Annotated in this window: 26 protein-coding genes; all 26 read right to left on the reverse strand. The window is 43.1% G+C overall.

Annotated features, from left to right (window positions below):
- Position 1 precedes the first annotated feature (1 nt).
- A complete protein-coding gene (gene fliR / locus AC622_RS12815) occupies positions 2-778 on the reverse strand; it encodes a flagellar biosynthetic protein FliR (RefSeq protein WP_049671414.1) in 777 nt (258 codons plus the stop codon).
- A gap of 3 nt (positions 779-781) precedes the next feature.
- A complete protein-coding gene (gene fliQ / locus AC622_RS12820; RefSeq protein ID WP_049671415.1) occupies positions 782-1,051 on the reverse strand; it encodes a flagellar biosynthesis protein FliQ in 270 nt (89 codons plus the stop codon).
- Between the two features lie 15 nt (positions 1,052-1,066).
- Entirely contained in the window at positions 1,067-1,732 is a 666-nt protein-coding gene (gene fliP / locus AC622_RS12825; RefSeq protein ID WP_049671416.1) for a flagellar type III secretion system pore protein FliP, read from the reverse strand.
- Positions 1,725-2,411: a flagellar biosynthetic protein FliO gene (locus AC622_RS20440; RefSeq protein ID WP_053103760.1), complete on the reverse strand. Its 687-nt coding sequence runs from the start codon at positions 2,409-2,411 to the stop codon at positions 1,725-1,727. The genes fliP and AC622_RS20440 overlap by 8 nt, the downstream gene beginning before the upstream one ends.
- 20 nt (positions 2,412-2,431) lie before the next feature.
- A complete protein-coding gene (locus AC622_RS12835; RefSeq protein WP_049671417.1) occupies positions 2,432-2,794 on the reverse strand; it encodes a response regulator in 363 nt (120 codons plus the stop codon).
- 14 nt (positions 2,795-2,808) lie between these two features.
- Positions 2,809-4,014 (reverse strand): flagellar motor switch phosphatase FliY, encoded by a 1,206-nt coding sequence (gene fliY, locus AC622_RS12840; RefSeq protein WP_049671418.1) that lies wholly within the window; start codon positions 4,012-4,014, stop codon positions 2,809-2,811.
- Positions 4,001-5,002 carry a flagellar motor switch protein FliM gene (gene fliM, locus AC622_RS12845; RefSeq protein ID WP_049671419.1) on the reverse strand — a complete coding sequence of 334 codons (1,002 nt, stop codon included), beginning with the start codon at positions 5,000-5,002 and terminating at the stop codon, positions 4,001-4,003. Before fliM ends, fliY begins: the two co-directional genes overlap by 14 nt.
- 37 nt (positions 5,003-5,039) lie before the next feature.
- On the reverse strand, positions 5,040-5,465 hold the full coding sequence (fliL, locus tag AC622_RS12850) for a flagellar basal body-associated protein FliL (RefSeq protein ID WP_049671420.1): 426 nt from the start codon (positions 5,463-5,465) through the stop codon (positions 5,040-5,042).
- Positions 5,455-5,676 carry a flagellar FlbD family protein gene (locus AC622_RS12855; protein WP_049671421.1) on the reverse strand — a complete coding sequence of 74 codons (222 nt, stop codon included), beginning with the start codon at positions 5,674-5,676 and terminating at the stop codon, positions 5,455-5,457. Before AC622_RS12855 ends, fliL begins: the two co-directional genes overlap by 11 nt.
- A gap of 43 nt (positions 5,677-5,719) precedes the next feature.
- Complete coding sequence (flgG, locus tag AC622_RS12860) at positions 5,720-6,514, reverse strand: flagellar basal body rod protein FlgG (protein ID WP_049671422.1); 795 nt, start codon at positions 6,512-6,514, stop codon at positions 5,720-5,722.
- Between the two features lie 145 nt (positions 6,515-6,659).
- Positions 6,660-7,298, reverse strand: a complete 639-nt coding sequence (gene flgD / locus AC622_RS12865; protein ID WP_049671423.1) for a flagellar hook assembly protein FlgD — start codon at positions 7,296-7,298, stop codon at positions 6,660-6,662.
- 14 nt (positions 7,299-7,312) lie between these two features.
- Complete coding sequence (locus tag AC622_RS12870) at positions 7,313-8,566, reverse strand: flagellar hook-length control protein FliK (RefSeq protein WP_049671424.1); 1,254 nt, start codon at positions 8,564-8,566, stop codon at positions 7,313-7,315.
- A gap of 36 nt (positions 8,567-8,602) precedes the next feature.
- Positions 8,603-9,166: a MotE family protein gene (locus tag AC622_RS12875; protein WP_049671425.1), complete on the reverse strand. Its 564-nt coding sequence runs from the start codon at positions 9,164-9,166 to the stop codon at positions 8,603-8,605.
- A 16-nt stretch (positions 9,167-9,182) separates the two neighbouring features.
- Complete coding sequence (fliJ, locus tag AC622_RS12880) at positions 9,183-9,623, reverse strand: flagellar export protein FliJ (RefSeq protein ID WP_049671426.1); 441 nt, start codon at positions 9,621-9,623, stop codon at positions 9,183-9,185.
- Between the two features lie 4 nt (positions 9,624-9,627).
- Positions 9,628-10,947, reverse strand: coding sequence for a flagellar protein export ATPase FliI (gene fliI, locus AC622_RS12885; protein ID WP_049671427.1), 1,320 nt, complete (start codon positions 10,945-10,947; stop codon positions 9,628-9,630).
- Complete coding sequence (fliH, locus tag AC622_RS12890; RefSeq protein ID WP_049671428.1) at positions 10,944-11,708, reverse strand: flagellar assembly protein FliH; 765 nt, start codon at positions 11,706-11,708, stop codon at positions 10,944-10,946. Before fliH ends, fliI begins: the two co-directional genes overlap by 4 nt.
- Complete coding sequence (fliG, locus tag AC622_RS12895; RefSeq protein WP_049671429.1) at positions 11,701-12,720, reverse strand: flagellar motor switch protein FliG; 1,020 nt, start codon at positions 12,718-12,720, stop codon at positions 11,701-11,703. Before fliG ends, fliH begins: the two co-directional genes overlap by 8 nt.
- Positions 12,721-12,732: 12 nt before the next feature.
- Positions 12,733-14,328 (reverse strand): flagellar basal-body MS-ring/collar protein FliF, encoded by a 1,596-nt coding sequence (fliF, locus tag AC622_RS12900; protein ID WP_049671430.1) that lies wholly within the window; start codon positions 14,326-14,328, stop codon positions 12,733-12,735.
- A 154-nt stretch (positions 14,329-14,482) separates the two neighbouring features.
- Positions 14,483-14,758 (reverse strand): flagellar hook-basal body complex protein FliE, encoded by a 276-nt coding sequence (gene fliE / locus AC622_RS12905; protein ID WP_439803053.1) that lies wholly within the window; start codon positions 14,756-14,758, stop codon positions 14,483-14,485.
- Between the two features lie 48 nt (positions 14,759-14,806).
- On the reverse strand, positions 14,807-15,322 hold the full coding sequence (locus tag AC622_RS12910; RefSeq protein ID WP_049671431.1) for a flagellar basal body rod protein FlgC: 516 nt from the start codon (positions 15,320-15,322) through the stop codon (positions 14,807-14,809).
- A 2-nt stretch (positions 15,323-15,324) separates the two neighbouring features.
- Positions 15,325-15,711 carry a flagellar basal body rod protein FlgB gene (gene flgB, locus AC622_RS12915; RefSeq protein ID WP_049671432.1) on the reverse strand — a complete coding sequence of 129 codons (387 nt, stop codon included), beginning with the start codon at positions 15,709-15,711 and terminating at the stop codon, positions 15,325-15,327.
- Positions 15,712-16,051: 340 nt separating this feature from the next.
- Positions 16,052-16,828 (reverse strand): GTP-sensing pleiotropic transcriptional regulator CodY, encoded by a 777-nt coding sequence (gene codY, locus AC622_RS12920; RefSeq protein ID WP_049671433.1) that lies wholly within the window; start codon positions 16,826-16,828, stop codon positions 16,052-16,054.
- Between the two features lie 124 nt (positions 16,829-16,952).
- Positions 16,953-18,365 carry an HslU--HslV peptidase ATPase subunit gene (gene hslU, locus AC622_RS12925; RefSeq protein WP_049671434.1) on the reverse strand — a complete coding sequence of 471 codons (1,413 nt, stop codon included), beginning with the start codon at positions 18,363-18,365 and terminating at the stop codon, positions 16,953-16,955.
- 18 nt (positions 18,366-18,383) lie between these two features.
- Complete coding sequence (gene hslV, locus AC622_RS12930; RefSeq protein WP_049671435.1) at positions 18,384-18,926, reverse strand: ATP-dependent protease subunit HslV; 543 nt, start codon at positions 18,924-18,926, stop codon at positions 18,384-18,386.
- 42 nt (positions 18,927-18,968) lie between these two features.
- On the reverse strand, positions 18,969-19,871 hold the full coding sequence (gene xerC, locus AC622_RS12935) for a tyrosine recombinase XerC (RefSeq protein WP_049672955.1): 903 nt from the start codon (positions 19,869-19,871) through the stop codon (positions 18,969-18,971).
- Between the two features lie 60 nt (positions 19,872-19,931).
- Positions 19,932-21,239, reverse strand: a complete 1,308-nt coding sequence (trmFO, locus tag AC622_RS12940) for an FADH(2)-oxidizing methylenetetrahydrofolate--tRNA-(uracil(54)-C(5))-methyltransferase TrmFO (protein ID WP_049671436.1) — start codon at positions 21,237-21,239, stop codon at positions 19,932-19,934.
- Positions 21,240-21,385: the final 146 nt, after the last annotated feature.

The following is a 21,385-nucleotide window of genomic DNA, read 5'->3' on the forward strand; positions in this document are numbered from 1 at the left end:
GTTATGTACCTCCAAGCAAGTGCATCAATGTGCGCAGACCTTCCAAAATCGTACCGAGCAGATCCTTGACCAAAAAGAGCAGTCCGCTCATCATCACCATCAGCAGAATAAGACCGACAAGAATCTTCACCGGAAAGCCAATCACAAAAATGTTCATCTGCGGAACAGTTCTTGCCACGATACCTAGTGCGACATCCACCAAAAAGAGACTTCCGACAATTGGAATGGCCATTTGAAAGGCAATCAGAAAGGTCGCCGAAAATGATTCAACGACAAAGGTGAGCAGCCCCTCACTTCCAAATGACATAAAACCGCTGGTAAGAGGAATGAATTGATAGCTGTAGTAAATGCCGTCAAGCAATAAATGATGGCCATTAACCGAAAGCAGAAACAAGAGGGCAAATGTGTACAGATACTGCCCAGTCAGCGGTGTCTGCACACCGGTCTGCGGGTCAATGACGCTTGCCATTGAATAGCCCATCTGAAAATCAATCAACCCTCCTGCCATCTGTATGGCAGAAAGGAGCATGTAAGCAAAGAAACCGATTGCCAATCCAACGAGGCACTCCTTCAGGATCATCAAGAAATAAAGCATATCAATCTCATAGCCCGGTGATTGGACGGAATAATACATGATCCATGCTAAAATGGCACTGATGCCGATTCTATGCATAGCAGGTATGGTCCGGTATGAGAAAATGGGCATTGTTACGAAAAAGGCTGCCACCCGAACAAAAATAAGTAGAAATACACTGAATTTAGGTACGATTTCCGCCATTTTCTATCCCACAAATTTCGTTAAATTCGAAAAGATATCAAGCGTAAAAGACATCATTCTTCCAAGCATCCATGGACCGAAGAACACGATACCAAGAAGAACCGCCGCAATCTTTGGAATAAACGCCAAAGTCTGTTCCTGAATTTGAGTAGTTGCTTGAAAAATGCTTACAATCAACCCAATCCCTAATGCCAATATCAATAAAGGCGCACTTATTATGAGAACTGTCCACACACCTCTTTCCGCCAGTGTGATGACCGTTTCTGCTGTCATATATTCTTCACCTGCCTATAAACTCTGTAATAACGACTTAACCACTAAATGCCAGCCATCCACCATCACGAATAATAAAATCTTAAAGGGCAGAGAAATCATTGTTGGCGGCAGCATCATCATCCCCATGGACATGAGCACACTTGCAACAATCATGTCGATGACCAAAAAAGGAATAAAGATCATGAAGCCTATTTGAAAGGCTGTCTTCAATTCACTTATAGCAAATGCCGGAACAAGCGTTGTAAGCGGAATATCCTCAATGGAAGCAGGTGGTTTCGCTTTCGTATAATCCAAGAATAATTGCAGGTCAGCCTGTCTCGTATGCTTGGCCATAAACTCCTTCATTGGTTCAGCTGCGCGTGAATATGCCTCATCCAGCTTAATCTCATCCTTAAAGAGAGGCTGAAGCGCCTCTTCATTAACCTCAGAGAAGACTGGAGCCATCACGAAGAATGTGATGAATAAGGATAGGCCGATCAACACTTGGGTCGGCGGCATTTGCTGTGTTGATAAGGCTGTTCTGACAAAACCCAGCACAACGACAATACGCGTAAAACACGTCATCAAGATTAAGATACTTGGTGCAAGGGATAGGACAGTCAAGAGCAAAAGCAGCTTCACAGAAGTCGATACCGTACCGGGATCGCTTGCGCTGAATACGTTCATTACATCATTCATCCTGCCCGCTCCCCGTTTTCCTTAAATTCTCATACAGCACTTTCCGCTCCGCTTTCATGCCTTCAAGCTGTGCAGAAAGCTGACCCGCAAATGACTGTATCTCAGTCCCTCGCATTCCCTTCCTGCCCTGAAGCCATTTTGGGGCAAGGCCTGCGGAGATTGGTTCACTGCTCTCATTAAACTCGTCTATCATTCTGTTATACTCTTTCTCATCATCAATCAAATCGAGCAGCTGGACGTTTTCACCGACTCCAAGCACAAGGATTTTTTCCCCTACGCGCACGACCTGTAGAGAACGATTACCTCCAAGAGGAGCTCCGCCCATATTTTGAATCATTTGCCCGCGGTGGAATCCCCGGCTCTTCTTACCCACGAATTTCAATAGAAGGAACAAAAGACATATAACGAAAAGGAGGGCAAAAATCATTTTGATGACATCTCCCGCCGTGATACCGACCTTTTCTCCGTCTGCAGCCTCTTGTTTGGTCATATCTTGTCCAACTCCATCGTCATCCGCCTGGCTTGTCCCGTTTGATTCCTTGTTATGATAATATTCATCTACACTCTTGCTGCCGGCATCCGTTTCGGCTGCTATAGGGAGAGCCCCCCATAAAAGCAGCGAAAACGTCAGAATGATCAAGCCGGCTGCCTTTTGGCAGTCTTTCATAAGTTGCAGCACTCGAATCTTCCTTTCTATGATTAATCGAGCACCTTGCTGATGGCTTCAAGGACACGGTCAGCAGCAAACGGCTTCACAATAAAGTCCTTAGCCCCCGCTTGGATGGCATCAATAACTAGAGCTTGCTGTCCCATTGCGGAGCACATAATAATTTTCGCATCGGGATTGATCGCACGGATCTCCTTCAAGGCTGTTATGCCATCCTTTTCCGGCATTGTAATGTCCATCGTAACCAAGTCAGGTTTAATTTCTTTATACAGCTCAACCGCTTGCTTACCATCCGCACCTTCACCGGCCACATCATAGCCGTTCTTCACGAGAATATCCTTAATCATCATCCGCATAAATGCTGCATCATCCACAATCAATATTTTATGTGCCATTAAAATCACCCTCTTTATTTCAATTTTTTCAACCGGTCGCTTTGACTAATAATATCTGTCACACGCACCCCAAAATTCTCATCAATGACAACCACTTCACCAGTGGCAATCAAGCGCTTGTTCACGAGGATATCTACTGGTTCCCCTGCTAGCTTATCCAGTTCAATGATTGAGCCCGAGGAAAGGGAGAGAATTTCTTTAACCGAACGAGTCGTTCTTCCAAGCTCCACGGTGACCTGAAGCGGAATATCAAGGAGCATATCTAGATTATTGGCTTCCTGACCCATTAGATGACGTTCAGGGGTAAAAGACGAAAATTCTACTGGCTGAACATGCACTTCTCGCGTATGCTGTACTCTTTCCTGTTGATTTCCCATCGACTCGATATCGCTATAAAAACTATGACTTGCTGCAGTCTCTGTCGTTGCTTGGTTGTATGCTGAATGAAGATTGCCAGAAGGAATCGGCTCCCTCATACTGTCATCTCCTTCGTTTATATTCTTTTGTTTTAGGCGATCATCTGCACCCGTTTCGGCAGACTCCCATGAATGCTCCAGCAATTCGTCTACCATGCCCCTGGCGAAATAAAGCGGCAAAAGCTGCATAATATGAGAATCTACCAATTGACCAATGGTCAATCGAAAGGAAACCTTCACAAGCATGTCTTCCTGTGGAAGAATTTCATGACCCGCCCCTCTAGGCAAATCCATGATGCCAATAGAAGGAGGAGAAATATCAATCCGCTTATTGAAGACTGTGGACATAGCTGTGGCGGCTGACCCCATCATTTGATTCATCGCCTCCTGGATGGCGCTTAAATGAATCTCTGACAATGGTTCTGCCGGAGCCGTGCCGCTTCCCCCAAGCATTAAATCGGCAATAATCATGGCATCCGACTGTTTGATCACAAGCAGATTAGAGCCTGTAAAACCTTCTGTATATTCGACCTCAACCGCCACATACGGCTGCGGGAATTCATCCACTAGGGATTCTTTGAGAATTAGTGAGACATTCGGTGTTGTGATTTCAACCTTTTGATTTAAAAGAGTAGATAAAGCAGTAGCTGAGCTGCCAAAGGAAATATTTCCTATCTCTCCAATTGTGTCCCTGTCCATGATGGAAAAATAATCTCCTATCATGGGAGAAGCCTCACATTCCTCATTTGTGTTTTTTAATAAGGCTTCAATTTCTTCTTCTGTTAATTTCTCATGATTCATCATCCTCGCCTCCTCCTAGGTGATTTTCTACTATTTGTACGGCCATTCTCTTATTGACTCTCCCCGCCTGTCCAAGGAACTTCGGCACTTCTCCTACTGAAATACTTAACGGCTTATCAATGGAATGCCTTAGTTCAATAACATCTCCTATGGTTAAATTCAAAAAATCCAACACAGAAATTTCTGTCGGTCCAAGCTCGGCTATGATGGGAAGTTCGGCCTTCTGAACCCGGTTTTCCAGCATTTGAAGCTCTACGGGTTCACGTTCTTTTTTGCTCGTCTGCATCCAGTAATGAACAGATAATTTCGGAATAATTGGTTCCAATACAACATGAGGAATGCAAATATTAATCATGCCGCTGATTTCCCCAATCGTGATACTGAAGGAAATGACCACGACTGTTTCATTTGGAGCTACCATTTGCAAGAACTGCGGATTAACCTCAAATTCTGAGAGGACAGGGTTAATATCCGCAATCGTAGACCAAGCTTCCCGCAGGTTCTCAAATGCACGCTCGAACAAATTAGACATGATTTTTGTTTCTATTTCTGTCAGGCTGTCGACCTTATTGACGCTGTCTCCTGTGCCGCCAAGCACCCGATCAAGCATAGAGTAGGCAATTCTAGGATTAACCTCCATCAAGATACGACCGTCAAGCGGCGGTACTTCAAACACATTCAGAATGGTCATTTTCGGTATGGACCTGATAAATTCCTCATATGGAAGCTGGTCTGTTGAAGTAACATTGATTTGTACATATGTGCGTAACTGTGCTGAGAAATACGTTGTAAGCAGACGGGCAAAATTCTCATGGATACGCGTAAGGCTGCGGATTTGATCCTTGGAAAATCGAAGGGCTCTCTTAAAATCATAAACTCTTACTCTCTTCTCATCTTCTTCTTTCTTAAGCTCATCAGCATCCATCTCCCCTTTGGTGATGGCAGACAATAAGGCATCAATTTCATTTTGGGATAACACTTCACTAGACAATACTTTCACCTCCTGCATTTCCGTCAACCGAGCATTGTTATTGGAGAATGGAGGATGTTGTATAAATTTGAACGATCCTTCCTTCTTGCATCAATCCATCGATTTGTTCTGTCAGCTTATCTTCTAAATCCTGCTTTGCTTTCTTCCCTTTCAGCTGATCAGCATCTATTTCCGATAATTCATTAATCACGATATCCTTAATTTGAAACTCTCTCTTCTCCAATTCTTCACGTGCTTTCTTTCCATCCGTCTCAATCATGAATGAGATTTGGATGAGTGTGTCATCATTTAAGTTAGTCGTTATTTCAGGCACCTCAACCGAATGCTTGATCACTTGCTCAATGCTGAGCTCCTCTTGACTCTCATTATTTATGTATTTTATATAATAGAAGACTGCTCCAGCACCAAGCAGGATTATAACGGCCATCAATATAGCCCCAGCAGCCAGCAGCTTATTTCTCACTATCCAGAACCTCCTCTTGCGGCACCTTCAAAAGATTAACTTGCCTGTAAAAATTCATGACAGAGTGAACGAGCATTTTCTCATCATCTGCAACCACCAATTTCTTGCCGTTTGTCAATGTCAAGGTTGTATCTGGATTTGACTCAATTGATTCAATGTAAAGAGCATTTAAGTAATATTCTTTTCCATTCAGCTTTCTAACTTTAATCATATGTACAGGGCTAAAGCAGCCTTCAGCCCTTTCCTCCTAGTCCTTATCGTTTCAGATTAACAAGCTCCTGCAATATTTCATCAGATGTCGTGATAATGCGCGTGTTGGCCTGAAATCCGCGTTGCGCCACAATCATATCCGTGAATTCTTCAGATAAGTCGACATTTGACATCTCTAATCTTCCTGAAGAGAGGGTACCCCTTCCGTCCGTTCCTGAAGCTCCGATTTGTGGGGCGCCTGAGTTCACAGATTCTTGGAATAGGTTATTCCCCGCCTTCTCCAATCCGCCCGGATTACTGAATTTAGCCAGAGCAATCGTGGCTGCAACCTGATTGGCTCCACCTGTTGTAACCATATTGATGTCCCCATTTTGAGCAATACTAAAGCTTTGGAGAGCAGCGATATTCAATTGGATGTCACTGCCGTTAATATCTTGAACCTTATAGCCCTCACCCGTTACTAAAACTCCCTCTTCATCCAAGTAGAAATTACCAGCTCTTGTATAATAGTTATTCGTGCCTTCCTTCACGATGAAATAGCCGTCTCCTTGAATGCCAAGATCCAACGTCCTTGATGTATTTTGCAGGCTGCCTGCTGTATCAACGGTGTCAATGGAGGAAATCGAGCTTCCAAGACCAACCTGAACCGCATTTGTCCCCCCTCTTGTATCTGTAGATGTGCTTGCTCCTGCCGTGGTTTGACTGATTGCATCCTTAAAGGTGACGCGGCCTTTCTTAAAGCCATACGTGTTCACATTGGCAATGTTATTGCCAATGACATCTAATTTGGTTTGAAAGTTTTTCAACCCGCTAATACCTGAATACATTGAACGTAACATATGAACATTCCCCTTTCTTTCGGCTGTCGATTGGTTTGACAGCCTGGGCTGTGCCCGTACTTCTTTCTTTAAATCGATGCCATTATGGCAAAGCCAACATACAATCCTCCATCAAAATTAAATGGTTTGCTCATTGCCCAAATCCTCAGCTGACTCGTATCAATTGGTCAATGGAAAGAATGCTTTTCTTCTCATCATTAACTTCCAGACTCAATTGCCCATCCTTTAAGAAAACGGACAATACTGCAGCTGCTGCCTCCTTTTGCTGGTCATCCAACCATGTGACATTTCTGCCGATAAGCCTGCTTGCTTCAGCAAGATTAGGGCGGTGTTCAGAATTAGAGGCATTTAAGGATGAAATATTTGCAGGGCTTAAGACGGTTCCATCCTCTAAGGTGAACTCAGCTTTCCCTGAGTTAAATTGGACGGCGGCGACCGTTCCTTTCCCCTCTTGTATAGCGCCATTGCTCAATCCGTCATCTGAACGGATATTATGGTAGGTTATCTCCTTGCCAACGAATTGCGAATACCCCAGCAATAAATTTTCCGTTTGCGACTGGAGCATCGATTCAAGCACGGTATTCATATTGCTCATTTGCTCAAGACTCGAAAATGTCGCCATCTGGGAAACAAAGGCTGTATCATCCATCGGACTCGTTGGGTCTTGATTTTGCAGCTGGGTAATTAACAATTTCAAGAAATCATCCTTATCAAGATTGCCGTTTGCTTCTCTTACTTTATTCTCAACCGAGCTGTACATCAGGCTGGTATCAATTGAGGTCACGGAATCTCCCTCCTTTATATCGTTTCATTTATTAATAATTGCTGAAGCTCATCGAGGAAGCTGGCCATTTCTAGCTCCTCTTCTTCCTTTAGCAGTTCCTGATCCTGGTCTTTCCTTTGCTGATGGTCCTTCAAAGTCTCATCAAAGGCTGCTTGTGCATCTTGCAAAATAATTCTGTCCATCTGAATACCCTGATTCGATAACGTCATCTTCAAATGGTTTAAATGAGAATCAAGTATTTCTTTCCCCTGCTGGGTATTGGCGATGATGCTTGCGGTAATCTGACCATTCTTCTTGATCATTTCAATTTGCAAAGTGCCTAGATGTTCCGGTGCAAGCTGGATTTGCAGTCTTTGCAAACCATTGAAAGAGGTAAGCTTCGCCTTTGAAAGAATGGTATCCAATTGCTTCATCCATTCATTTGACTCAACCGGCTGTCCATTCTTCATGATAATCAGCGGTCCGCTATCCATTCTCTGCAGATCTTTAGCAAGAATCGTCTGATTAACGGCCATTTCCGGCATCCCGCTTCTCAGCCCAAAACTTGAATCCCGCGGCATATTATGCAGGGAGGACGAATCAGATTTAGGCTTTTGATCCTTTTCTGTGCCTTGTGCAGAAGTGAAGAGACTGCCTATCCTTTCAGACCATTTATCAAGGGCATTTGCCAGCTTTTCTTTCGATTCTAGTAGGCTTGGTTCCGTTCCGTTCACCGTGCCGGCAAGGGCTGCAAGCTTGCTCCATTTCAAAATCATTTGCAAAGGCTTACGTACAGCACTGTCCATCCATACATCATCATTAATGCCCAATGACTGCTGCAGGATAGAGACAAGCATCTCCAGGCTTTTTTCATCAGGCGGGTTCATTTGGATATTCTCCGGCACCTTTATTCCCGTTAATTCTGTAAGCGTTTGAACGGCTGTCAGAACCGATTCTATCGGCTCCTCTCCAAATGAAGCAGTCAAATTGACCGGCATAATTTTCCCTGTTACATTTCCATCCTGATATAGGGCAAGTAATTCAAAGACCTCTGGCACATCCTCCCAATCTTCTGCCTGCAGAAGTCTTATGAGCTCATTTTGCTCTGCCTCTTGTCCTTCATCAGTCATCATGACTGATTCCTTCTCCATTCCCTCCCCAGAAAGCTGTCTCTTAAGATGACCGATAAACACGGAGGTGCGTTTCTCCTTCTCCCCTACCGTCTGATGATCATCAGCCACAGGATATGATGGAAATCCATTCTGCACGGGAAATATAAACTGACTCAACTCTCCACCCCTCTTTCACTCTTTCATCTCTTGAGCTTAATCAGCCTCCGCCGAGATTTTAACCATCAGCGGTGCAGCTAAAGCTGGATCCATTTTTTCTAAAATGGCTGCTCTCGCTTCTGTTGTCACCGCAGACAGTACCTTTGCTGCCTCATCCTCTTTCATTTCCTGCAGAATGAGGGCAGCTCTCTTTGGCGCCATATGTTCATAGGTGGCAATCATTTCCCCTGCCGCCTGATTTTTTTCCCCCGCAGATTCCTCTAGATTCTTAATTGTGCTCTCAAGCTGAGCTATCGTGTGCTCACTTTTCGAAGCTTCCTGTTCCTTAGAATCGAGCATCTTTTCTAGGCTTGTTCGTTCTGCCTCTGCATCTTTCAGCTTTTGATTGAGCTTCTTCAATTCCTTTGTATAGTTCTCCTCCAGCTTTTTGGGCTCCCCAGCCTCCCCCTTATCCTTCCAAATAGCCTCTGAAACCTTCTCCGGGCTGTTACCGGAGAGAAAGAAAACGGCGGCTATGCCGATACCAAACAGAAGGAGGATAACCAGTAATGCTAGAAAGATTGCCCGCAGTCCGAAGCCCTTTTTCTCGTATTCTTTCATATGTCCCCTCCGCGACTTAGGTACGGCCCATATATTGCTGGATTGAGATTTCATCCATTTGCCGATTCTCCATTTGATTCTGCTGTTCCATAAAGACCTGTCGATCTCTTTCTTTCAGCTTTTCGTATTTCTTCACTTCAATATTTTTTTCAACAAGCACCTGATGAAAGAAGTTCATTTTGTTGCGCGTCTCGACAACCCGCTTTTGATAATGACGTATCTGTCTCTCATGATTCTCAAGGAAGGACAGATTATGCCGTACCTGTTGGACAGACAGCCCTTTTTTCAGCTGCTCAGCCTGCTTATCAAGCAGTTCTTCCTTCTTTTTCAGCATGCAGTACAATCCTTCAGCTTCTGTTTCGAACTCTTTGACGGCTTCTGTATATTTCGTCTGCGATTCTGTCTTTTCTTTTTCTCTTAAGCTCATAATTTTCTCAAACTTATATCGATAGACCATTTATTCATCCACCTGACTTCGTTAATAAAAGCAATCTTTCCATTGACTGTTGTTTGGTCACCTTGTCCTCGACACCCTGCTTCATCCATTCAACAATAAGGGGATATTTACTAATCGCTTCATCAATCATCTGATTGGAGCCCTTCTTGTAGGCGCCAATATTGATTAAATCCTCTGCATCTAGATAGGAGGATAGATATTGCCTGGCTGACTCCGCTGCTTTTGCATGCTCCGGTTCAACCAAATGGGACATGACTCTGCTAATACTCTTAAGCACATTGATTGCCGGAAATTGACCTTTATTGGCCAGCTTTCGATCAAGGACAAAATGGCCATCAAGAATCCCCCTTACCGTATCAGCAATTGGTTCATTCATATCATCCCCATCTACCAATACCGTGTAGAAGGCCGTGATACTTCCATGATCATTCGTTCCCGTCCGCTCAAGCAATTTCGGGAGGATGCTGAATACAGATGGTGTATAGCCCTTCGTCGTTGGCGGTTCACCGACCGCAAGTCCAATCTCCCTCTGCGCCATAGCGACCCTAGTGACCGAGTCCATCATGAGCATGACATCAAGCCCTTGGTCGCGAAAATATTCCGTAATGGCTGTTGCTGTATAAGCAGCCTTAATTCTCATTAAAGGAGGTTGATCAGAGGTAGCGACGATGACGATTGAACGCTTCAATCCCTCTTCACCAAGATCGCGTTCAATGAATTCACGTACCTCCCTTCCCCGCTCCCCAACAAGCGCAATCACATTTAAATCCGCCGAGCTGTTCCTCGCAACCATACCGAGAAGTGTGCTTTTTCCGACACCGCTTCCGGCAAAAATGCCGACACGCTGCCCCTTGCCGACCGTCAGAAGACTGTCTATCACTGTGACACCTGTTTCAATCGCTCCCGAGATGGGAGGGCGCATCATGGGTCCTGGAGGCTCTTGATCAACTGAGACAGCCTGCAGTCCCCCTTGAAGGGAGGTGCCGTCAAGCGGATTTCCGAGTGCATCAAGAGCAAGCCCGACCAGCCCTGGCCCAACCTTTATTTCAAGCGGCTTACCAGCTGCCTCAACGATTGCCCCTGGCGAAATATCATTGACCGTTGTATATGGCATCAGGATGACAATCTCTTCTTTAAAACCAACAACCTCAGCCATTATGGTTCCATTCCGATGATGGCTGTTTGTATGTATATAGCAGACATCCCCAATCGAGCTTACCGGGCCCTGTGATTCAATCATCAATCCGACAACTCGTTTGATTCTGCCAAAACGCTTAAAGGAATCAATTTGTTTAACATAAGAAGAAAGCTCAGTAATTCTCATCCTCTCTCCTCCTCTAATACTTCAAGAAGAATCTTCTTAATTTGGGCAAGCTGGATATCCACACTCGCATTCAGGCGCCCGTTTGAGGATTCAATATAGCAGTCTCCCTCTGACAGCTCTTCATCAGGATAAATATAAAAAGCCGTCTCTCTCGGGAATAAAGATATCAATTCATCCTTCTTCCGATTGATATGCTCATAGTGGGCAGGATGGATATGAAGTTCAATATTCTTATATTCTCTTGACTCCTTGATTGCGTTTCGAACAAAGGCAAAATACGTATTCTCATCCCCGTAAAGCTGATGGGCCATAATCTTTTCGGCGACCTCTATGGATATGTCTAAGATTGTTCTCTCAGCCTCTTTAATCGTTTTGTAATAGATTGAACGCGCATCTTCTGCAGTTGCCTTTGCGAGACGGATTATTTCCTGATACTCATTCTGGCCATGTTCCATTCCATGCTTGAAACCGGCATCAAAGCCTTCTCGGCATGCTTTCTCACTCATCGCATTGCGTTCCTGTTCCCAGGCAGCTCTTTCGGTCTCTATCTCTTCCCTTATCAGAGCTGCTTGTTCATTTGCCTGCATAATCATTTCCTCTGCCTTCATCCTCGCTTCTTCCAGCAAATCCTCCGGCAAGGGGATGGTGCTTGCTTCCTCCTTCATCACACCAGACTTCTGTGCTGTGACAGAACGGAGAGCCAAAACCTTATTCGTTATACTTCCATAATAGACAGAATGGGATTTAATGATTCTAGACAATGATGTCATCTCCTCCGCCTCGTGCAAGCACAATCTCACCAGCATCCTCTAATCGCCTAATGACGGCGACAATTCTTGATTGAGCCTCTTCAACATCCCGAAGACGAACTGGCCCGAGAAATTCCATTTCTTCCATGAAGGTTTCGACCATTCGTTTAGACATGTTTTTATAAACAATGTCTTTAACCTCCTCACTAGCCACCTTGAGTGAGAGAAGAAGATCATCATTCTCAACGTCACGAATTACTCGCTGAATGGCACGATTGTCAAGGGTAACGATATCCTCAAAGACGAACATTCTTTTCTTGATTTCCTCTGCCAGGTCAGGATCCTGGATTTCAAGTGCATCAAGTATGGTCCTCTCTGTTGACCGGTCTACTCCATTCAGCACTTCTACCACTGCTTCTATGCCCCCGGTCTGTGTATAATCCTGCGTAACAGTAGCAGACAGCTTTCGCTCGAGGATTTGCTCAACCTCACTAATGATTTCCGGCGATGTACTATCCATAAGCGCAATCCTTTTAGCCACATCTGCCTGCATATCATTAGGCAGTGCCGAGAGAATCTGGCTTGCCTGTGCAGCATCCAAATAGGATAGGATAAGAGCTATTGTCTGAGGATGCTCATTTTGAATGAAATTCAAGATTTGTGCTGGGTCGGCTTTCCGTACAAAATCGAACGGTCTAACCTGGAGAGATGTCGTCAGGCGATTAATGATAGCCTTTGCCTGGTCTCCCCCCAGCGCTTTCTCCAGAACGGTCTTCGCATAGCCGATTCCGCCTTGCGAGATATATTCCTGTGCCAGAGCAAGCGTGTGAAACTCTTCAAGGACAGCGTCCTTTTCCTTCGGTCCAACCTTACGGACACTCGAAATTTCAAGCGTCAAATTCTCAATTTCTTCTTCCGATAGATGCTTATAAATATTGGCTGACACATCCGGACCTAAGGAGATGAGCAGAATGGCTGCTTTTTGCTTACCCGTCAGCGTATTTCTCTTCTCTCTAATTGACATCCTTGATCCTCCTTAATCTTCTGCAATCCACGATCTCAATAGTTTGGCAAATTCATCAGGCTTTTCCTTCGCCAATTTCTCTAATTGCTTTCTCCTCATGGTCCCCTCTGTTTCAACCTCTTCCTCAATGTTAGGCACCTCTGCCGGCGCTAATAGCTCTTCATATTCAGGCTCTATCATTTTCTCTTCCTTGCGGGAGCGGATGATATAGAAGATGAGCAAGAGAATGAAGACCAATAAGAAACCGCCAATCGCATAAATCCACCAAGGAATACCTGAGCGTACTTCTTCTTCATCGAAGATTACCTTGCCATTAAACGGCTGAACAGATACGACGATTTTTTCTTCTACCTGTTCCTCAGTCAATTCCTCCTCCATAGTCGATTTATCAATACTGGTTCGAATGATTGTCCCTAGGATATTTTGGATATCCTCGATTTGTTCAGCCGGCAGTGAAGCGGCATTTGCAGCATCAGGCGGCTCAACCATGACTTGGATTCCAAGATCCCTTATTTTGTATGGGGATTCTATGATCTCCTTGCGAATTCGATTAACCTCATGATTAATTGTTTCTTCTGTTTTCTCATAGTCACCGTTTCCATTCGACCCCTCTAAATATTGCGTCCCTAAAGAATCTGAGCTGTCCTCGGTAATCGGTGTTCCTCCTTCAGCCGCATCGTTTCCACTATAGGTTTCCGTTAGTTTTTGAGCACTTATGGCTAAACCTTCCATATTCTCTTTGTCAACAGGTTCAACTAAGTTCTCTTCACGGTTTTCCTGCGTGAAATCAACATCAGCTGTCACGGACACAACAACCTTGTCATGCCCCATTATGGTGCCAAGCATCGTTTGAACTTGCCTTTGAATATCCTTTTCCACCTCATTCTTGATACCGCTTTGTGAGGCAAATGTATCAGATGTACCGTTCCCTGAATTGTTTAGGTCAAAATACTCAAAGTATTGATTCATAATGACGATATTTTCTACAGGAAGGTTTGTCACACTTTTGGCGACTAGATGGTAGAGCGCCTGAATTTGGGAATCCTCAAATTCCTGACCAGGCTTTGTGTTAAGGACGATTGAGGCAGAAGCAGTTGCTGCCTCATCACTGACAAAGATTTCTTTTTCCGGTATCGTCAGCATAACCTTCGCATCTTGCACACCATCAATTCCTTTGATTAGTGCAGCGATTTCATTTTGCAGGGCATCTTGTTTAATGACGTCAAATTCATTGTCCGTCATCCCAAAGCTTGCATTCTCACTGAAATAGGAAAAGTCAATATTTCCCGACTCAGGAAGGCCCTCTGCTGCCAATTCCACTAATAATGTTTCTGTCATTTCAGCAGGTACAAGGATAGATGTACCACCCTCACTTATTTCTGATTGGATACCTTTTGCATCCAAGTTTTCCTTAATTGCTCCTGTCTCAGAAGGAGAAAGATTGCTGTATAGAGGAACAAGTGTTGTTCTTGTCATGTAATACGTAATGACAGCCGCCAGAAGCACGATTCCTGCCATCATCGTGATAAACATTGTTTTCTGTTTACCTGTACGCCCCTTCCAGTAATCTGTCAGTTGACTTTTATATTTATCCAATGATTCCTTCATCATGATCCCCCGAACTTATCTTTCTTGCATAGGCTGGTATTCAAATATGATAGAAAGATCCTACCTGCGATGAATAACACCTTCGTTAAAAATTCTTCTACCCGTAATGAAGGGGCTTGTTATGTATATCGAACTTCCATTCGTAACAGCCATCTTACATGCTGATTCTCATCATTTCCTGATAAGCTTCAATTGCTTTATTTCTGAATTGCATTGCTGCCTCAAGTGTTATACTCGCCTTTTGAGCGGTAATCATGACATCTTCGAGACTCACGTCTTGCCCAAGAGCTAATTTTTGAGTCAAGTCACTTGATGCATTTTGAGCAGTGTTAATTTCTGAAATTGTTTCTTTAAGAACGGACGCAAAAGATGTTTGAGCTTCGTATGCTGTATTAGAACGCATTTCATCTGTTTTATTCTGAGTAAACACAGATGAGACAGAATTTGATAGTACTGATATATCCAAGAATTACCCTCCTTATCTTCCAATTTCGAGTGCCTTCATCATCATGCTCTTCGATGCATTAAAGGCAGTTACATTGGCTTCATATGACCTTGTTGCACTAATTAGATCAACCGTTTCCCTGAGTGTATCTACATTCGGCATTTTCACATAGCCTGTCTCAGGATCTGCATCGGGATGAGAGGGATCATAGACTAATTTGCTATTATCCTCCTCCACATAACCAGCAGCATTCGCTTCTGGATTTGCTGGATCGTATACCCTATTGGTTTCTTCTTTAATGCTTTTCACACGAACACCTGATCCACCAAAGGATGTGCCTGATCCCATCGCTTGATGTAAATAACCAGAAAAACCGTTATTCTTTGTTTCAAGCACAACAGACTTTCGCTTATAGGGCTGCCACTGGCCATCTACATATTCACCTCTCGTTGTTTCGGCATTAGCCATATTGGAGGAGATTACATCCATTCGCAGTCTTTGTGCAGTTAATGCACTCGAGGTGATGGAGAGACTATTGAAGATACCCATCGTTAATTCCCTCCTTTAATGACGTTACGCAATGTATTGAATTGACCATTCAGCCTTTCAATCAATGCATGATGATAGATTTGATTTTGTGCGAGCTCACTCATTTCGCTGTCCATATCCACACTGTTGCCCGTACTATTATAGTTTTGACTATCCCGTCCCATTTTTATTGGGCTAGCTTTGCTTGCCTGAAAATCAAAATGTCTCTCATCCGATTTAACAGAGGCGACCTCAATAGCTGCATCCAGCTCTGTCCGAAAACCGACCTTCATCGCCTTGTAATTCGGTGTATCAGCATTAGCAATATTTTGTGATATAACTTCGGACTTAATGGATGAATACTGGAGCCCTTGCTGCAGGGCTGTGATCGTATTTGAGAATAAATTCATTTCTATCGTTCCTTCTCCTTTCCTATAACACACAAGGTTAAAAGTAGTTCAAAAGACCTCCATTTAACGAAATACCCACAACACGCTTCCCTTTTATTACAAGAAAAGCTAAAAATATATCAAATATGACAAAATCCGAATATTTATCAACTAATTGTTATAAATAATAATAAATAAAATAGGACAAAAATGATAAGTACAATAGTCCTAATTTTCGACATTATTTTATTTTATTGACATATCATTCGTCCTATATAGTCCTTTTTCACCCCTCCATATAAATTTTTGAACATAAAAAAAGCCCGTCCTCCTACTATGGAGAACGGGCTTTTTCATTTGATTAGCGTTTCAAGCTCTCAAGCTCATTCAAGAATTTGGCATTCAATACTTTAATGTATGTTCCTTTCATACCTAGTGAACGTGATTCAATTACACCGGCACTCTCAAGCTTTCTAAGTGCGTTTACGATAACAGAACGTGTGATTCCGACACGGTCAGCAATTTTGGATGCAACCAACAATCCTTCATTGCCTTTTAATTCTTCAAAGATATGCTCAATCGCTTCTAATTCGCTGTAAGAAAGAGAGCTGATTGCCATTTGTACAACAGCCTTGCTTCTTGCTTCCTCTTCAATTTCTTCAGCTTTCTCACGAAGAATTTCCATTCCTACAACTGTCGCACCGTATTCACCTAAGATTAAATCATCATCAGAGAACTGCTGCTCAACACGGGAAAGAATAAGTGTACCAAGACGCTCACCGCCGCCTACGATTGGAATAATCGTTGTTAGGCCTGCTTTGAACAAGTCTCTGTTTTCAACAGGGAATGCTGTATATTCACTGTTGATATCAATATTGGAAGATGTTTCTTTAATATTGAAAAGATTATTTGTATATTCCTCTGGGAATTGACGATCCTCGAGCATTTTCTTCATACGGTCATTTTCGATTTGCTGATTGATTTGGAAGCCAAGCAATTTCCCTCTGCGGGATACAACGAAAATATTTGCATTAATGACTTCACTCAAGCTCTCAGCCATTTCCTTAAAGTTAACTGGTTTCCCTCCAGTTTGCTGTAGCATCGAGTTAATCTTTCTTGTCTTGTTTAGTAAATCCATTATTCTTCCTCCTAGATATTGTCCTTATAACTATTAAACCAACGCATTAAGTGAATTGGATAATTTTCGAGTAAATTGAAACTATTTGTATGTATCCAAAAGGGTGCTTTTAAAACATGTTGTCTTATAGAATAAATTCACTTAAGTCCTTGTTTTTAGAAATCTCCCCGAGCTTTTCGTCCACATATTGAGGCGTTATCATGATTTTTTCCATCGTGATCTCAGGTGCTTCAAAGGATAGGTCCTCTAATAACTTTTCTAAAATGGTATGCAGTCTGCGTGCTCCGATATTATCCGTATTTTGATTCACTTCAAATGCAACTTCCGCTATTCTACGAATAGCTTCGTCTGAAAATTCAATTTGTATACCTTCTGTTTCTAATAAAGCGATATATTGTTTAATAAGCGCATTATCAGGTTCCACTAATACTTTATAAAAATCATCAACAGATAGCTTCTTCAATTCAACACGAATTGGGAAGCGCCCTTGCAATTCAGGAATTAAATCAGACGGCTTAGCAATATGGAATGCCCCTGCAGCAATAAACAGGACATGGTCTGTCTTAAGAGTGCCATATTTCGTCACGACAGTCGACCCCTCAACAACAGGTAGAATATCCCTTTGTACGCCTTCCCTAGAGACATCTGCAGAAGACCCGCCGGCAGATTTGGAAGCAATCTTATCAATTTCATCAATAAAGATGATTCCATTCTGCTCTGCACGCTCAAGCGCTACTTGGGTCACTTCATCCATATCAATTAATTTTTGAGCTTCTTCATTAGCCAAGACTTTTCGTGCATCCTTGACAGCAAGCTTCCGTTTCTTTTGCTTCTTCGGCATAAGATTGCTAAAGGCATCCTGCATATTCATACCCATTTGTTCCATGCCGGAGCCCTGAAGCATATCAAACATAGACGGCGGCTGTTCTTCAACCTCAACCGTAATGATTTCTTCCTCAAGCTCGCCCTTGAACAGCTTATCTTTGATTATTCTTCTCTTCTCATTGATGGACTTTTGTTCATCTTCATCATGTTCAGATGAGTCTGTTTCATTGGATGAACCCCCAAAGATCATCTCCAGCGGATTTTTGAAGCCTGCTTGCTTTTTCGCTGAAGGGACAAGAAGCTCGACGATTCGGTTATTGGCATTTTCAACAGCCTTATCCTTCACCTCAAGCATCCGTTCCTCTTTCACAAGCCTGACAGCTGTTTCAGCCAAGTCTCTGACCATGCTTTCTACATCACGTCCGACATAGCCGACCTCTGTAAACTTCGTTGCTTCCACCTTAACGAAAGGGGCTTTCACAATCTTTGCAATTCGACGGGCTATTTCTGTTTTACCGACTCCTGTCGGTCCAATCATCAAGATGTTCTTCGGTACAATTTCATCTCGAAGCTCCTCAGAAAGCAAGCCTCTCCGGTAACGGTTGCGAAGCGCAACAGCAACAGCCTTTTTCGCATCATTCTGCCCGATTATGTATTGGTCGAGCCTTTCTACGATCTGTCTTGGAGTTAAATTACGTACATCCGGTTTCATCATGTATCCTCCTTTGCCTTATAGCTCTTCCAAAATAATATTTGAATTCGTATATACACAAATTTCAGAGGCAATCGTTAATGAAGCATGCGCAATTTCCCTTGCTGTCATTTTATCACCGGAGAATCGTTTTAATGCACGGCCTGCAGACAATGCATAATTTCCGCCTGACCCAATTGCTAATATGCCGTCATCAGGTTCAATAACCTCTCCTGTTCCTGAGATCAAAAGCATACTGTTTGTATCCATGACAATCAGCATAGCCTCCAATTTCCTTAACACCTTGTCACTTCGCCATTCCTTTGCCAGCTCAACTGCTGCCCTTTGTAGATTTCCGTTGTATTCGTGCAATTTGCTCTCAAACATTTCAAACAGCGAAAAAGCATCAGCTACAGAACCGGCAAAGCCGGCAAGAACCTTGCCGTTAAAGAGTTTTCTAACCTTTCTTGCCGTATGTTTCATCACAACTGCGTTTCCCATTGTCACTTGCCCGTCGCCAGCCATGGCATAACCCCCATTATGCTGAACGGCAAATATAGTAGTAGCGTGAAATTGTTCCATCATACAACTCCTTACTCTTGATTAGGACTTATTTAAATCTTCTTAAGCCCTGGGATGACTATTATTATATACTTCTCTCAGTCTTTCCTTCGTTACATGAGTATACACTTGGGTAGATTGTACAGAGGAATGCCCAAGGAGCTCTTGCACCGACCGGATATCCGCTCCGTTATTTAATAAATGGGTTGCAAAACTATGCCTGAGCATATGAGGGTAAATATTGGTATTACCACATGCCTTTTCCATTATATTTGTTAAAATGTAGCGAACCCCTCTCGGAGTGAGAGGCGTGCCTCTCTGGTTCACGAACAGAAAATTATGCGTCTGGCTGTTCTTCGCCATCAACTCTGCTCTTGAATCGCCGATATATTCAATGAGCGCTTTTTTTGCATGCTCTCCAAATGGGATATAACGGTCTTTACTGCCTTTACCATGAGCAAGGACAGTCATTAAGGAATAATCTACATCACTCATTTCAACATTACAGCACTCACTGACCCGCATGCCTGTTGCATACAATAATTCTACCAATGCCAGGTCCCGCTTTCCAAGATGGGTTGATCCATCAATGGAATCAAAGAGAACTTCCATTTCTTCCTCATATTTAAATCTCGGAAGTCTTTGCTCCCTTTTAGGAAGTGAAACACTTGCGAACGGGTTTTCGGAGACAATATTCTCTCGCATCATAAATTTATAAAAGGAGCGCAAGCATGAAATTTTCCTGCTTATACTCCTTTTAGACATATTATGTTCGGTTAGATTAGTGATAAATAATCGGGTATCAGGGTACCTTACGATATCAAAGGAAGAAATTGCTTGCTCATCCATGAACAAAACAAATTCTTCAATATCCTTTTGATAACTTGCAATTGTATATTTTGAATAGTTTTTTTCAATTTGTAAATACTTTATATAATTTTCTATAGAAGTTTCAATGTTCATAATATTCACCCCGCACAAGGGTCACTAAATGTTATCACATTTTCGTGACCCAGGCAATAAATTTTACAAACTATTCGAAAAGTTTTGAATCGTTTCTAATGCACGTCCTGCATGGGCCTCTGCACGCTCTTGCTTCGATTTAATCCGTCTTCCCAAGTCTGGGAAAAGACCGAAGTTCGCGTTCATCGGCTGGAAGTTCTTCGCATTGGTTGTCGTTATATAATTCGCCATGCTTCCCATTGCTGTTTCTACAGGGAAAACGGCTGGTTCTAAGCCTTCTGCTAATCTTGCGGCATTAATCCCAGCAATCAATCCAGATGCTGCGGATTCAACATAGCCTTCTACACCTGTCATTTGCCCCGCAAAGAAAAGATTCTCCCGCTCTCTCAATTGGTAGGTACTCTTCAATACCTTTGGAGAATTGATGAATGTATTCCGGTGCATGACGCCGTAACGGACAATTTCTGCATTTTCCAAGCCAGGAATTAAACGGATGACTTCTTTTTGAGGTCCCCATTTTAAATGTGTTTGGAATCCAACAATATTATAAAGGGTTCCCGCTGCGTCATCCTGTCTCAATTGCACGACTGCATAAGGGCGTTTCCCTGTCTTAGGATCCTCAAGGCCAACCGGCTTCATTGGACCAAAGAGCATCGTTTTCTTTCCTCTGTTTGCCATGACTTCAATTGGCATACAGCCTTCAAAGAATATTTCCTTCTCGAACTCCTTCAATGGAACCGTTTCTGCACTAATCAAAGCCTCATAGAAAGTATTGAACTCTTCTTCCGTCATTGGGCAGTTCAAATAAGCCGCTTCCCCTTTATCATAACGGGATTTCAAATACACCTTATTCATATCTATGCTGTCTTTTTCAATAATGGGCGCTGCCGCATCATAGAAATAAAAATAATCTTCACCCGTCAGCTTGCTGATTTCCTTCGAAAGCGCTTCACTGGTTAACGGACCTGTTGCAATAATCGTGATACCATCTGTAGGAATCTCTGTCAACTCCTCATGATGAACCGTGATATTCGGATGATTTTTGAGCGTGTCTGTTACACGACCCGCAAATTCATGTCTATCAACAGCTAATGCTCCCCCGGCAGGGACGGAACAATGGTCGGCAGAGTCAATGATCAAGGAATTCAAGTGACGCATTTCTTCCTTCAATACTCCAACCGCATTTGTCAGCGTGTTGGCCCGCAAGGAATTACTGCATACCAATTCAGCAAATTTATCTGTATGGTGGGCAGGTGTCTGCTTCACTGGTCTCATTTCATATAAATCCACCTGGATTCCTCTTTGAGCGATTTGCCACGCAGCTTCACTGCCTGCGAGTCCCGCTCCTACTACTGTAACACTTTTTTTCATTAATAAACCTCCACGAAGTCGTACTATGTAGAATACGCCAGTAATTTATTTCATCATACTATTATTTTACAGAATAGCAGCAATATGCAAGCAATACTATATACTATATTCCTACGTATTCCAAAGGAAAAAGTTTCATTTCAATG

The organism is Bacillus sp. FJAT-27916 (assembly GCF_001183965.1).
Taxonomy (GTDB): Bacteria; Bacillota; Bacilli; order Bacillales; family Pradoshiaceae; genus Pradoshia.